A 13,500-nucleotide genomic window follows, 5' to 3' on the forward strand; every position below is an offset into this window, starting at 1 on the left:
TCAAAGGTGCGTTAGCGTGAGTCACGAAGGCCTCCGTGGTGAAGATGTTGAGTGTGGTAACCCACATCTTGCCCGGAGGCCTTCATCTACCCCGCGTGTTCACAACCTGCCGGGGAAGTACACCTAGTCCAGGAGCGCGTCCACGAACTGTTCGGCGTCGAACGGGGCCAGGTCGTCCGGGCCCTCCCCCAGGCCGATGAGTTTGACGGGCACACCCAGGGCACGCTGGATGGCCACCACGATGCCGCCCTTGGCGGTGCCGTCCAGCTTGGTGAGCACGATGCCCGTGACGTTCACGGCCTCGGAGAACACCTTGGCCTGGACCATGCCGTTCTGCCCCGTGGTTGCGTCGATGACCAGCAGGACCTCGTCCACGTCGGCGGCCTTGCCGACCACGCGCTTGATCTTGCCCAGTTGGTCCATCAGACCGGCCTTGTTCTGCAGGCGGCCGGCGGTGTCCAGGAGCACGACGTCGGATTCGGACTCGATCCCCGTCTTCACGGCGTCGAAGGCCACCGAGGCCGGATCGGCTCCCTCGGTCTCCGAGCGCACCGTGACCACCCCGACCCGGTTGCCCCAGGTCTGCAGCTGGTCAGCGGCCGCGGCGCGGAACGTGTCGGCAGCACCCAGGACCACGTCCTTGTCCTCGGCCACGAGCACGCGGGCGAGCTTGCCGACTGTGGTGGTCTTGCCCACGCCGTTCACGCCGACCACCAGGACGACGGCGGGTGCCATGTCCTTGCGGTCGATCGCCAGGGAGCGGTCCATCGTGGGATCGACCAGCTTGAGCAGTTCCTCGCGCAGCATGGCTTTGACGTGGTTGGGATCCTGCGTTCCTTCCACCTTGACCCGGCGCTGGAGGGCTTCCACCAGGTCCATGGACGCCTCGGACCCCAGGTCGGCCAGGAGCAGGGTCTCCTCGATCTCGTCCCAGACGTCCTGGTCGATCCGGTCCCGGGAGAGCAAGGCCAGCAGGCCGCGCCCGAAGACGTTGTTGGACTTGGCCAGCCTTCCGCGCAGCCGTGCCATGCGGGAACCGACCGACTCGGGGCGGTCCAGGCTCGGTGCTTCCTTGACGGTGGTTCCGGCCCCGCCGGCGCCGGAGTCCGTCGAACCGTCTGCCCCATCCCCTCCGGCTCCGCCCGGGATCGGGTCGTCCGGGTCGCGGGTGCTCTTGTACCCACCGGGAGGTGCCTTGGGCCCGCGCAACAGCACGAACCCCAGCAGGGCGAGAATGACGACGGCGACGATCACGTACACATACACGGGTATCTGGTCCACGTGCATATTGCATCACGGCCCGGAGCAACGGCGCAGCCCGCTCCGTGTGCGCGAGGTCCGTGCGCGGGGCGATCGGCCGCCCGCGAACCGCGAGGCCACCGCACGGGATCCCTCCTAGACTGCTCGCGTGTCCGTCAGATCCCCGAAGCGCTCGTCCAAGCGCAGTGCCAAGCCACCCCGCACACCTGTCCCTCAGGAGGTCAAGGTCCTCATCGCGGCCGCCTTCGCGATCGCGATCGGCTTCGGCATCGTGGTGCCGGTGCTGCCGCAGTACGCCGCGAGTTTCGACGTCGGAGTGGCCGCCTCCTCCGCGGTGATCTCGGCCTTCGCGTTCTGCCGCCTGGTGTTCGCCCCGACCGGTGGCCGCATCCTGGACCGTGTCGGGGAACGTCGTACGTATCTCACGGGCCTGGTGATCGTGGCGCTCTCGTCATTCGCCACGGCCTTCGCCACGAGCTACTGGCAGCTGCTGATCTTCCGCGGCCTGGGCGGCATCGGGTCCACCATGTTCACGGTCTCCGCGATGGGCCTGATCGTGCGGTTGGCTCCGGTCACCGAACGCGGGCGGATCTCCGGGTTGTACGCGACCACGTTCCTGCTGGGCGGGATCCTGGGTCCGGCCCTGGGCGGCCTGCTCGCGGGTCTGGGGCTCCGCGCGCCGTTCGTGATCTACGGCGTGGCCATCCTGATCGCCGCGGCGGTGGTCTACCTGAGGATTTCTCCGGAGGCATTGGGCGACCGATCCCAGCGGGCGGCCCAACCACGCATGGAGTTCAAGGAGGCGTGGGCCTTCGGGCCCTACCGGGCCGCCATGGTCTCGGCCTTCGCCAACGGATGGACGTCGTTCGGCATCCGCGTCGCGCTCATCCCACTGCTGGCCTCCGCTGTGTTCGGCGCGGGCCCGGCGCTCTCGGGTATCGCTCTGACGGTGTTCGCGGCCGGTTCGGCCCTGGCGTTGACGTTCACGGGCCGCTTGACGGACCAGATCGGGCGCAAGCCGCTGGTGGTCACGGGTCTCCTGGTGGCCGGCGCCATGACGGCCGTGATCGGTCTGACGGAGAACGTGGCCGTCTTCGCCGTCGCCGCCTTCCTGGCGGGAGCCGGGTCCGGAACGCTCAACCCTGGCCTCCAGGCCACCGTGGCCGATGTGATCGGCCCCCACCGGTCGGGCGGGCAGGTCCTGTCGCGCTTCCAGATGTCCATGGACGCCGGCCAGATCGCCGGCCCCATCCTGGCCGGTGCGATCGTGGACGCCACCGGATTCGGCTGGGCCTTCGGCATCTCGGGGGCCCTGCTCATCGTGGCCGCCGCCGCGTGGATTCCGGTCACGGACACCCTCAAGCGCGACGACGTCGACCCCGTCCCCACGGGCTCCGTGCCTCAGGTTTCGCAACAAGAGACACGTGACGATGAACCCGACGCCCCGAACCGGAAGTCATAACCGCGACGACCGTTTTTATGACTTCACGGGAAAGTCATAAAAACTGCACGGGCGGTCGGGCGCGCCGTCTGACACACCCTGCGCCCTCAGCGGAGTTCCTTGAGCCGCTGCCCCAGGACCGTGGTGACGCCGTCGCGCATGGTCACGCCGTACACGGCATCGGCGATCTCCATGGTCCGCTTCTGGTGGGTGATGACGATGAGCTGAGAGGTCTCCTGCAACTCCCGCAGGATGGTCAGCAGGCGCCCCAGGTTGCGGTCGTCCAACGCGGCTTCGACCTCGTCCAGCACGTAGAACGGAGACGGCCGAGCCTTGAAGATGGCCACCAGCATGGCGATGGCGGTCAGGGACCGCTCGCCACCGGACAGCAGTGAGAGTCGCTTGATCTTCTTCCCCGCGGGGCGCGCCTCGACCTCGATCCCCGTGGCGAGGTAGTCACTCGGATCGGTCAGGCGCAGCCGCCCCTCCCCTCCGGGGAACAAGGTCGAGAACACACCGGTGAATTCGCGTTCGACGTCGTGCCAGGCCTCCGCGAAGACCTTCTCCACGTGCTCGTCCACGTCGCGGATGATCTGGCGGAGATCCGCCCGGGTCTTCTTGAGGTCCTCGAGTTGTTCGGAGAGGAACGAGTGGCGTTCCTCGAGCGCGGCGAACTCCTCGAGCGCCAGTGGGTTGACCCGCCCGAGTTTGCTCAGGTCCTTCTCGGCGGCGGCCAGGCGCTTCTCCTGTTCGGACCGCACGTAGGGCTTGCCCAGAGGCTCGGCGTCGGTATCGACGTCGAGATCCTCGTCCTGCTCGGGTTCGTCAGTCCCGGGTTCCACACCGGAATCGCTGCCGAAGTCGACGTCGTCGTCCGTCCCTTGCTGGGTGCCGTCGCGTTCGGCCTCGAGTTCCCGTCGCGCCGCGAGCGCGGCTGCCCTCTCGTCGCGCAGTTGGGCGGCCTCCAGGACGGCGTCCGCGTCGGGGACCAACAGGTGGGGTCCGTAGTTGTCCACCAGGGCGTCCGGGGTCAGGCCCAGGTCTTCGAGCGACTTGGTCTCCAGGGCCTCGATCCGTGCCCGCTGCTGGGCCCTGGCGAGTTCGTCGCGGTGGACGCTGTCCGTGAGGTCGTGGACGGTCTTCCCCAACGCATCGGTGCGCCCCCGCACCTCTTGGAGCTCCGCTTCGATCTGGGCGCGGACCTCCTCCGCGCGGGCACGCTCGGCCTCCGCGGCCTCGACCGAGGCGTCGATCCGGGCGAGGATCTGCGCCACCGCGTCCACCACGGCCTGGGCGTTACGCGCCTGCAGGCGACGTCGTTGTGCGCGCCGTTCGGCCTCCTCCCGGGCCCGCCGTTCACTGGCGGCGGCACGCTCCTGGGAATGTGCCCGGTTCCCCAGGGACCGGGCCTGTTCTTCGAGAGACCGCAGGGAGAGGCGGGCTTCGGTCTCGGCTCCACGAGCCCGGACCGCGGCGTCCTGGGCGGCGTCGCGGCGGGCCACGGCGTCCAGGTGTCGCTGTTCGTCGGCGTCGTCGTCGGTGGTCTCCTGCGCGGCCTCAAGACGCCCGAGTGCCTCGGTCAGGGCTCGCTGTTGTGCGGCCACCTGGTCCTGCGCCTGTCCGACCTGCCGGTCGAAACGCTCGGACTCGGCCTGCGCGGAGTCGAGCACCGCCTCCGTCCGGGACAGCGCCGACTGTGCTTGTTGCGCGGCCTTCTCGGCGGTCTGCAGGCCCCCGCGCGCCGCATCCGCCACAGGACGCAACCGATCCCGCTCCGCTGCTGCGGCTTCCGCTGCCGCGGTGGCCTCACGCAGCGTCCGGGCGTGCTCGTCCAGCTTCGCCTCGGCCTCGTCGGCGCGGGCCAGGGTTTCCATCGACCCCGCGGCCTCCTCTGCACCGCCCCACGCGCTGTGGGGGGCGAAGACGTCCCCGTGCCGGGTCACCGCGCGCACGCTGGGGTGTTCGGCGACCAGGCGGACCGCCGTGGCCGGGTCCTGCACCAGCACCGTGTCGGCCAGCACCGACCGCACGTGGTCAAGCACCTCCCCGGCGTCGCCGGTCACGGCTTCCGCGGCCGGACGCACGCCGGCGAGCCGACGGACCTCTTCCGGGAGGCCCGGGTGCGTGGGAGCGCCGTCAGTTCCGTCCGTGACCAGGACGTGTACGCGTCCGGCCCCGGACTCCCGCAGGGCGTCAAACGCCCGGGCGGCGGCGGTGTGGCTCCGCACCGCGAGCGCCTCTGCCAGCGGACCCAGTGCCGCGGTGACCGCACGCTCCCACCCGGGTTCCACGCTCACCATGGATGCGACGGCACCGACCACCGCGTCCCGCGCCCGTTCACGAACCGCCTCGGAGCCGTCGGGTTGCCGCACGGAGGCACGCAAGGTCTCGGCACGCGCCGCCTGGGCGTCGTGGGCGCGTAACGCCTCCGTGCGCGCGGTGGCCGTTTCCCGGGCCAGTTCCCGCGCGGATTCGAAGGATTCGACGGCGTCGTCCCGCTCGGCCCGCGCACGTTCGACGGCGGCCCGCGCGTCGTCTGCTTCGAGCCGGAGCTTTTCCACCTCACCCGCAGCGCTCTGTCGTCGTGCAGCGGCCTGCCCAACGGTCTCGCGCAGGCGTTCGAGTTCGTTCTCCGCGGCTTCCACCCGTGAACGCGCGGTGCCGACTCCCCCGGAGAGCTTGGCCATCCCCTCGCGGCGGTCGGCGGCAGAACGCAGAATCGCGGTGACCTCCGCTTCGGCGGCCCGCGCCTGCGACTCGGTGTCCTCACGGTCCTGGATGGCCTCGGCCAGGGCGTCCACGGCCTCTTCGACCCGGGCGAGCACGGCCTTCTCCTCGTCCCGGGTGCGCTGAGCCTGCTCGGCCAATCGGTCGGGGTCGCGGTCTGAGTGCGGGGTCTCCTCGGTGGTGCCCAACAGACGACGGCGTTCGGAGGCCACCTGGTGCAGGGACCGGTGGCGTTCCCGGACCGCGGTGAGTTCGTACCAGGTCTCGCGGGCCGCGGTCACGGCGGGGGTGGCTTCGGCCGCGCGGGCCTCCAGACCGTCCTGGCGGGCGCGTGTAGCCGCGAGTTCCCGTTCGGCGGTCTCCTTCTCCTCCCGGAGGCGACGCTCGGTCTCGACGTCGACCGCCAACGCGGACTGGGCCTGGACCAGGTCGTCGGCCAGCAACCTGGCGCGGGCGTCCCGCACGTCGTACTGAATACGTTGCGCCCGGCGCGCCACCCGCGCCTGACGGCCCAGGGGCGTGAGTTGACGGCGGATCTCCGAGAGCAGGTCCTCGAGCCGGTCGAGGTTGACCTGCATTCCCTCGAGCTTGCGCACCGTGCGCTCCCTGCGGCGCCGGTGCTTGAGGATGCCCGCGGCCTCCTCCACGAAACCACGGCGTTCCTCCGGAGTGGCGTGCAGGATGCGGTCCAGTTGTCCCTGTCCCACGACCACGTGCATCTCCCGGCCCAGCCCGGAGTCGGAGAGCAGTTCCTGGATGTCCAGCAGTCGGCAGGACTGGCCGTTGATTGCGTATTCGGATCCGCCCGTGCGGAACAGCGTGCGGGCGATGGTGACTTCGGTGAACTCGATCGGCAGGGCGCCGTCGGTGTTGTCGATGGTCAGGGAGACGTGCGCGCGACCCAGTGCCTGACGGCCGGAGGTCCCGGCGAAGATGACGTCCTCCATCTTGCCGCCGCGCAGTGTCTTGGCGCCCTGCTCCCCCATGACCCAGGTGAGGGCGTCCACCACGTTGGACTTCCCGGACCCGTTGGGGCCCACCACGCAGGTGACCCCCGGCTCGAACTCGAACGTGGTGGCGGAGGCGAAAGACTTGAAGCCACGCACGGTCAAGGTCTTCAGATGCACCCGTCGATCCTAGCGTGCGCCTTGTCACGGGTCCGCCAGGGGAGAACACCCTGCCCGTTGAACAGGTGCCTTCCCACCGGTGGCTAGACTGACCGGAGCCGTTCTCATCCCCTCGACGAAAGCTCGTGCGTTGCCAGGAAACTCCATCATCAAGCACCAGAACGCCTCCCTCTTGTCGATCAAGAAGGTCGAGGCCGACGTGGTCGTCAAGTCGGAGACCGCCGACCAGAAGCTCGCGGAGACTTTCGAACGGCTCAAGTTGCCCACCGGGCTGCTCGAACGGTTGGCGGGAGTCAAGGAACACCGGGAGTGGTCGGAGGGTCGGCACTACACCGACGGCGCTGTGGAGGCCGCGCAGGCAGCCATGGACGAAGCCGGGATCACCCCGGACCAGGTGGGTCTGCTCATCAACTGTTCGGTGACCCGTGACGGTTACGAGCCCGCGGTGTCGGTCTCCGAACACGCACGTCTGGGCATGCCGTCCTCGACCCTGAACTTCGACATCACGAACGCCTGCCTGGGCTTCGTGAACGGGCTGACGGTGGCCTCCACCATGGTGGATTCGGGCGCGGTGGACTACGCCGTCGTCCTGGCCGCCGAGGACCCCACCCGGTGGCACCGTGAAGCCTTCGAGCGCCTCAAGCAGCCGCACGTGACCCGCGCGGACGTCATCCGGGAATTCGCCACCCTGACCCTGGGCTGCGGTGCTGCCGCGGCCGTCGTCGGCAAGGCGGACACCCACCCGGAGGGCCACCGCATCCGCACCTCCGTGACCCGCTCCGCCACCCAGCACCACGAACTGTGCATCGGTGGCTTCGACGGCATGTTCACGGACGCCTCCGGTCTGCTCAAGCACGGTGTGGGCCTGCTGACGGAGACCTGGGAGGAAGCCCGGACCCAGGGCTTCGAGTGGGACGACTTCGACTGGGTGATCGCACACCAGGTCTCGACCTCTCACACGGACAAGACCGAGAACGACATCGGCATTCCGTCGCACAAGCTGCCGCGGACCTTCCCGTTCTGGGGCAACGTGGCAGCCGCGGCACTTCCCATGACGCTGGCCCAGCAGGCCGACGGCGCCTTCCAGCGCGGCCACCGTGTGCTGGCCATGGGCGTGGGATCCGGCCTCAACGCGACCTTCATGGAGATCGACTGGTGACTCACACGGGCACGACAAGCACGCACAAGACCCCCCGGCTCCCCTACACGGAGACGCCGTTGCCCGGACTGGACCCGCGGTGGTCCACGACCGTGGAGGTGGCCTCGAATGCGGCTTGCGAGCCCGTTCGCGGTCAGATCCGCACGTGGCACGTCCTGGACAACTGGGAGGTCCTTGAGGCCGAGGGCAAGCAGCCGGTCGGCACCGTCCTGGCCGTCCACGGCAACCCGACCTGGTCCTACCTGTGGCGCAACGTCATCGCGGCGGCCACGGAGGCCGAGCAGCCGTGGCGCGTGGTCGCCGTCGACCAGCTGGACATGGGTTTCTCGGAACGCACCGGGCTCAACCGGCGTTACGACGACCGGATCCAGGACCTCTCCGACCTCACCGCGGCCATGGGGCTCGACGACGAACACGTGGTCACCCTGGCGCACGACTGGGGCGGGCTGATCTCCATGGGGTGGGCCGAGCTGCATCCCGGGGCACACGTCGGCACGATCATGACCAACACGGCGATCCACCACGATCCCGCCAGCGGCCCCATCCCGGCTCCGCTACGCCTCGCGCTGGCACCCGCTGTCCACGGAATCCTGACCTCCCGGACCAACGCGTTCCTGGACGTGTCGATCGGGCTGGTGGAGTCGGGCCTGGACCCGGCGGTCAAGGTCGCGTTCAAGGCCCCTTACGAGACCGCGGAACGCCGCCAGGCGATCGAGAACTTCGTGGCGGACATCCCCGCGTTCGAAGGCCACCCGTCCAATCCCCGGTACGAACGGACAGCGGCCTGGGTGGCCACGTCCTCCGTCCCGGCCCTGTTCCTGTGGGGCACCAAGGACCCGGTGTTCAAGGAGCAGTACCTGCTGGACCTGATCCGGCGCATGCCGCAGGCCACCGTCCACCGGTACGAAGGTGCCAAGCACCTGCTCCCGCAGGACCGCGCGATCGAGGAACCGATCATGCGCTGGCTCACGGAGACCTTTGCGCAGGGCAGCACGCACCGCCAGGACCACCAGGCCGCCCGGCCCACCTCCGGTTCGCACGCCGCGTTCGTTCCGTTCCACTCCGGTCTGACCGAGCGCGCCGCGCAGCAGGCACACGCCTGGGAAGTGGCGACGGCGGACATGGGCCCCGCGACCAACGACCGCGAACCCGCCGTCAAGAAGCGCCTGGCCTGGACCGAGCTGGAGAACCGCGTGAACGCCGTGGCCTCCGGTCTGCTGGGGATCGGCGTGCGGCCGGGCGACCGCATCAACCTCATGGTTCCCCCGGGAACCGATCTGACCACCCTGATCTACGCGTGCTTCCGGATCGGGGCGGTCATCGTCGTCGCCGACACCGGCTTGGGCGCGAAGGGTCTGTCCCGTGCCCTCAAGGGGGCCGCCCCCAAGTGGCTGATCGGCGTTCCGCAAGCGTTGGTGGCCGCCAAGTCACTGGGCTGGCCGGGTACTCGCATCAGTGCGACGGCGATGGATCCCCTCCGGGCCAAGGCTCTGGGTGTGGCCCACACGGTGCCGCAGTTGGAGAAGTCCGGTCCCATTCCGTTCCCGGAGTTGGATCCGGACGCGGACGCCGCGGTGCTGTTCACCTCCGGTTCCACCGGACCCGCCAAGGGCGTGGTCTACACGCAGCGTCAGATGGCCGCGATGCGCGACGCCGTGGCCGCCGTGTGCGACCTGCGCCCGGGCACGGGGCTCGTGGCGGCCTTCGCCCCGTTCGCGCTCCTGGCTCCGGCGATGGGTGCGTCGTCGGTGACCCCCGACATGGACGTGACCAAGCCCCGGACGTTGACCGCCCGCGCGTTGGCGGATGCCGCCGGGGCGATCGAGGCGACCTCCGTGTTCGCCTCCCCCGCCGCGATCGTGAACGTCCTGGCCACGCAAGACGAACTCTCCGAGCACCAGCGGGAGGCGTTGTCCAAGGTGCGGCTCATGCTGTCCGCCGGGGCGCCGTTGCCTCCCCCGCTGCTCGAGGACCTTCAGGAACTCCTGCCCAACGCCTCGCTGCACACGCCGTACGGAATGACCGAGTGCCTGCCGCTGACCGACGTCGACCTCCCGACCATCCGGGAGGCCGCCGTGGACGCCCAGCCTGCGGGCGGTTCGGCACGTAGGGGTGCCGCCGCCGGCTCCGCACGTGTCGAGGGTGCCGGTGGCGGTGTGTGCGTGGGCACCCCGGTGCCCGGTGCAACCATCAAGATCCGTGTCCTGGACCAGGACGGTGAGCCCACGGGTGACCTGGTGGACACCCCGGGGGTTCTGGGTGAGATCGTGGCCCAGGCACCGCACATGAAGGACCGCTACGACCGGCTCTGGGTGACCGAGAACGAGTCGACCCGGATCCCCGGCTGGCACTCGACCAGCGACGTCGGGCACTTCGACGCCAAGGGACGCCTGTGGGTGGAGGGCCGTCTGTCCCACGTGCTGCACACCGCCAACGGCGTCGTCGCACCCGTGGCGGCCGAGCACGCCGCTGCGAACGTCCCGGGCGTGGGGCGCACGGCGATCGTCGGCGTGGGCCGCAAGGGCGCCCAGGTGCCGGTGGCCGTGTGCGAGACGGAACCCGCATCCAAGACCGTAGGACCCGCCCGCCCGGCGCTGGCAGCCAGGGTGCGCGACGCCGTCGCCGCCGCCACGGGCCTGGACGTGGCCGCCGTTCTGGTGGTCAAGGCCCACCCCACGGATGTCCGGCACAACTCGAAGATCGACCGCACTCTGCTCGCCGAATGGGCGCAGAACGCCCTGGGCGGGGGAAAGATCAAGAACCCATGAGCCCCACTCCCCAGAACACTCCCAAGGTCCACGGCCCGCGCAGGTCGCACCGCGCCACGGACGCCGAACTCCGGGACGTCACCGAGCTCAAGGGTGACGGCCGGCGGGTGCTCGTGACCGGTGCCTCCGGGATGCTCGGCGAGGCCGTGGCACGGTTGCTCCGTGACCGCGGATGGACCGTGCGGCTCATGCAGCGCAGTCCCGCCGCCCTGGCCGAGGAGCAGGGTTACGAGCAGTTCCTGGGCTCCGTCGATCGCCCGGAGCACGTGGAGCGTGCCCTGGAGCGCGTCGACGACGTCGTCCACCTGGCCGCCAAGGTGTCATTCGCGGGTGACTGGGACCAGTTCCTGCGCACCAACGTGACGGGCACGCGGGTTCTGCTGGAGTCCGCGCGTCTGGCGGGTGTGGAGAACGTGGTGTTCGTGTCCTCCCCGTCGGTGGCGCACTCGGGATCCTCGATCCAGGGCGACGGCGCCGAACCCGCGGACCCGTACGCGGCCCGCGGCAACTACGCCCGTTCCAAGGCGGCCGCCGAACTGCTCGCCCTGGAAGCCGACTCCCCCAAGTTCAAGGTCACCGCAGTTCGCCCGCACATCGTGTGGGGTCCCGGCGACACCCAGTTGGTGGAACGGATCGTGGACCGGGCGGCACGCGGACGCATGCCGGTCCTGGACGACGGCGCCGCGCTGATCGACACCACGTACATCGACAACGCCGCGGAGGCGATCGTTCGCGCCCTCGAGCGGATCGAGGTCAGCCACGGTGAGGCGTTCGTGGTGACCAACGGGCAACCGCGGCCCGTGGGCGAATTCATCGCGATGATGTGCCAGGCCTGCAACGTGGCTCCCCCGACCCGCAAGGTTCCGTCCGGTGTGGTGAAGGTTGCGGGCAAGGTCATCGAGAAGATCTGGGCGATCAAGCCCGGTCAGGACGAACCGCCCATGACCGAGTTCTTGGCCGAGCAGCTGTCCACCGCCCACTGGTTCGACCAGAAGCGCACGCGTCAGGTGCTGGGCTGGGAGCCGTCCGTGACCGTCGAACAGGGCATGGAGAACCTCAAGGCCCACTACACGCAGAACCCGCTGCCCGTGGTCGCGGAGGTCCGCGAGAAGCGGATGGAGAAGGCCCGCCGCTCCGTGAGCTGACCGCTTCCTCCCCCTCCCCCCTACTTTGAACATGGTTTCCTACCAATTCCGGCGCGGAATCGGTGGGAAACCATGTTCAAAGTTTTCCGCGAGCTCCGGTCGCGGCTAGTACCGAGCGTTCCTAGGCTTTCGTTGGCAACGGCTGCACCGGAACGACGAACGGTTCATGAACTGTTCCCGCACGATCACCCCGTCGCGGCCCTCCGCCGCGCAGCGCGGACAAGCGCGCCCGGTCTGCCCGTAGGCGTTTAATGACAGCGCGAAGTAACCCGATTCCCCGTTCACGTTGACGTAGAGAGAGTCCAAGCTGGTGCCTCCGGCGTCCAGGGCCCGGGTCATCACGGTCTGCACGGCAGCCAGCAGCCGCCGGGTCTCGGCCCGGGTGAGCGTCTCCGTGGGCCGGGCGTAGTGCAGGCGGGCCTCCCAGAGGGCCTCGTCCGCGTAGATGTTGCCGATCCCGGACACCAGACCCTGGTCTAGCACGGCGCGCTTGATCCCGGTCTTACGCCGCCGCAGGCGGTCGTGCACGGCGTCGACGTCGAAAGCCGGGTCCAACGGATCCCGGGCAATGTGCGCCGCGTGTTCGGGGACCACCGCGTGACCGTGGCGGCCCAGGCCGCCCGGGGCGCCGTCGTCGGTGGGCAGGAGCGGGTCGAGGAACATGCCGCCGAAGATACGCTGGTCCACGAACCGCAGTTCGGTGGGCAACAGCTGGGAGGGGTCGTCCGGATCGGGTGCGTCGGACAGCGTGAGCCGGATTCTCAGGTGCCGGTCCGGTGGGAGCGAAGAATCCTTGATGAGCATCTGCCCGGACATGCCCAGGTGCGCCATGAGCGCCTGCCGCGGGCGGTAGCTGCACGGGTCGTCCACGGCGTCCCCCGGTGCCGCGAGTGGCATCCACAGGAACTTGCCGCGGCGCACGACGTCGAGCACGCGCGTCCCGGTCAGGTCCTCGACGAAGGCCTGTGGCCCGTCAACGTGTCGACGCACGGAACGCGGGTCCAGGATCTCCACGCCTTCGACCACGCGGCCGGTGACCCACCGTTCGAGTCCGCGGCGGACGACTTCGGCCTCGGGCAGTTCCGGCACGTCTCAGCCCCGTTGACGGCGCGAACGGCGGGACTGCTTGGCAGCGGGAGGTGCTTCAACGGGGCGGCCGTGGCCGTCCGTGACGGTGGTCCCGGTGAGGTTGAGGTACGCGTTGGCCGCCGCGCGGCGCTCCGCCTCCTTCTTGGAGGTTCCGTCGCCCGTCCCCGCGCGGTCGGTCCCGATCACGCACGTGGCCACGAAAGACCGGTTGTGATCCGGCCCGGTCCCGACGACGTCGTAGGCCACCGTCCCCAGATGACGCATGGCGGCCAGCTCCTGGATCTCGGTCTTCCAGTCGCGCCCTTCGTGGATCACGAAGTCGTCTTCCAGCAGCGGGACGATCATTCCGAGCACGAAGGCCCGGGCGCGTTCGATCCCGTGGGTCAGGTACACGGCACCGATGAGGGATTCCATGGTGTCCGCCAGGATCGAAGCCTTGTCCTGTCCGTTGGTGCGGATTTCGCCCTTGCCGAGCCGGATGAAGGACCCCAGGTCGATCGCCCGGGCCAACTGCGCCAGCGTCCGTGTGGACACCACGGAGGCGCGGATCTTGGCCAAGTCGCCCTCGGACTGGTCCGGGTAGCGGCGGTAGATCTCGTCCGTGACGGACAGACCCAGCACCGAATCCCCCAGGAACTCCAGACGTTCGTTGTGCACGGTCCCGGGGTGCTCGTAGGCGAAGGAACGGTGCGTCAGGGCAATGAGAAGCGTCTCGGCGTCGATGTCGACGCCGAGACGCTTAGGAAACGTCGGCAAATAGGGCCCCCAAAAACCGCCGCGGCCA

General features: G+C 69.5%; 8 protein-coding genes. 4 read left to right on the forward strand and 4 right to left on the reverse strand.

Translation table 11 applies throughout. The features are described from left to right. Window positions 1–123: 123 nt before the first annotated feature. On the reverse strand, window positions 124–1,287 hold the full coding sequence (gene ftsY / locus EDL96_RS07450) for a signal recognition particle-docking protein FtsY (protein ID WP_123825175.1): 1,164 nt from the start codon (window positions 1,285–1,287) through the stop codon (window positions 124–126). 121 nt (window positions 1,288–1,408) lie between these two features. On the opposite strand from ftsY, the gene EDL96_RS07455 reads away from it, so the two are divergent. Next, window positions 1,409–2,722: an MFS transporter gene (locus EDL96_RS07455; RefSeq protein WP_123825176.1), complete on the forward strand. Its 1,314-nt coding sequence runs from the start codon at window positions 1,409–1,411 to the stop codon at window positions 2,720–2,722. 86 nt (window positions 2,723–2,808) lie between these two features. On the opposite strand, the gene smc is transcribed toward EDL96_RS07455, so the two are convergent. Then, window positions 2,809–6,555, reverse strand: a complete 3,747-nt coding sequence (gene smc, locus EDL96_RS07460; RefSeq protein WP_123825177.1) for a chromosome segregation protein SMC — start codon at window positions 6,553–6,555, stop codon at window positions 2,809–2,811. A 130-nt stretch (window positions 6,556–6,685) separates the two neighbouring features. Here smc and EDL96_RS07465 point away from each other — a divergent pair, with 130 nt between their 5' ends. Genes EDL96_RS07465 through EDL96_RS07475 form a run of 3 tightly spaced genes read left to right on the forward strand, consistent with a single transcriptional unit; the run spans window position 6,686 to window position 11,627 of the window. After that, window positions 6,686–7,714 (forward strand): 3-oxoacyl-ACP synthase III, encoded by a 1,029-nt coding sequence (locus EDL96_RS07465; RefSeq protein WP_123825178.1) that lies wholly within the window; start codon window positions 6,686–6,688, stop codon window positions 7,712–7,714. Continuing rightward, on the forward strand, window positions 7,711–10,482 hold the full coding sequence (locus EDL96_RS07470; RefSeq protein ID WP_123825179.1) for an alpha/beta fold hydrolase: 2,772 nt from the start codon (window positions 7,711–7,713) through the stop codon (window positions 10,480–10,482). The genes EDL96_RS07465 and EDL96_RS07470 overlap by 4 nt, the downstream gene beginning before the upstream one ends. Then, entirely contained in the window at window positions 10,479–11,627 is a 1,149-nt protein-coding gene (locus tag EDL96_RS07475) for an NAD-dependent epimerase/dehydratase family protein (protein WP_123825180.1), read from the forward strand. Before EDL96_RS07470 ends, EDL96_RS07475 begins: the two co-directional genes overlap by 4 nt. Window positions 11,628–11,732: 105 nt before the next feature. Here EDL96_RS07475 and mutM read toward each other — a convergent pair whose 3' ends face one another. Further along, window positions 11,733–12,716 carry a bifunctional DNA-formamidopyrimidine glycosylase/DNA-(apurinic or apyrimidinic site) lyase gene (gene mutM, locus EDL96_RS07480; RefSeq protein ID WP_123825181.1) on the reverse strand — a complete coding sequence of 328 codons (984 nt, stop codon included), beginning with the start codon at window positions 12,714–12,716 and terminating at the stop codon, window positions 11,733–11,735. A gap of 3 nt (window positions 12,717–12,719) precedes the next feature. Next, complete coding sequence (rnc, locus tag EDL96_RS07485; protein WP_123825182.1) at window positions 12,720–13,472, reverse strand: ribonuclease III; 753 nt, start codon at window positions 13,470–13,472, stop codon at window positions 12,720–12,722. Window positions 13,473–13,500 lie beyond the last annotated feature (28 nt).

It is taken from the genome of Kocuria soli (genome assembly GCF_003797835.1).
GTDB lineage: Bacteria > Actinomycetota > Actinomycetes > Actinomycetales > Micrococcaceae > Kocuria > Kocuria soli.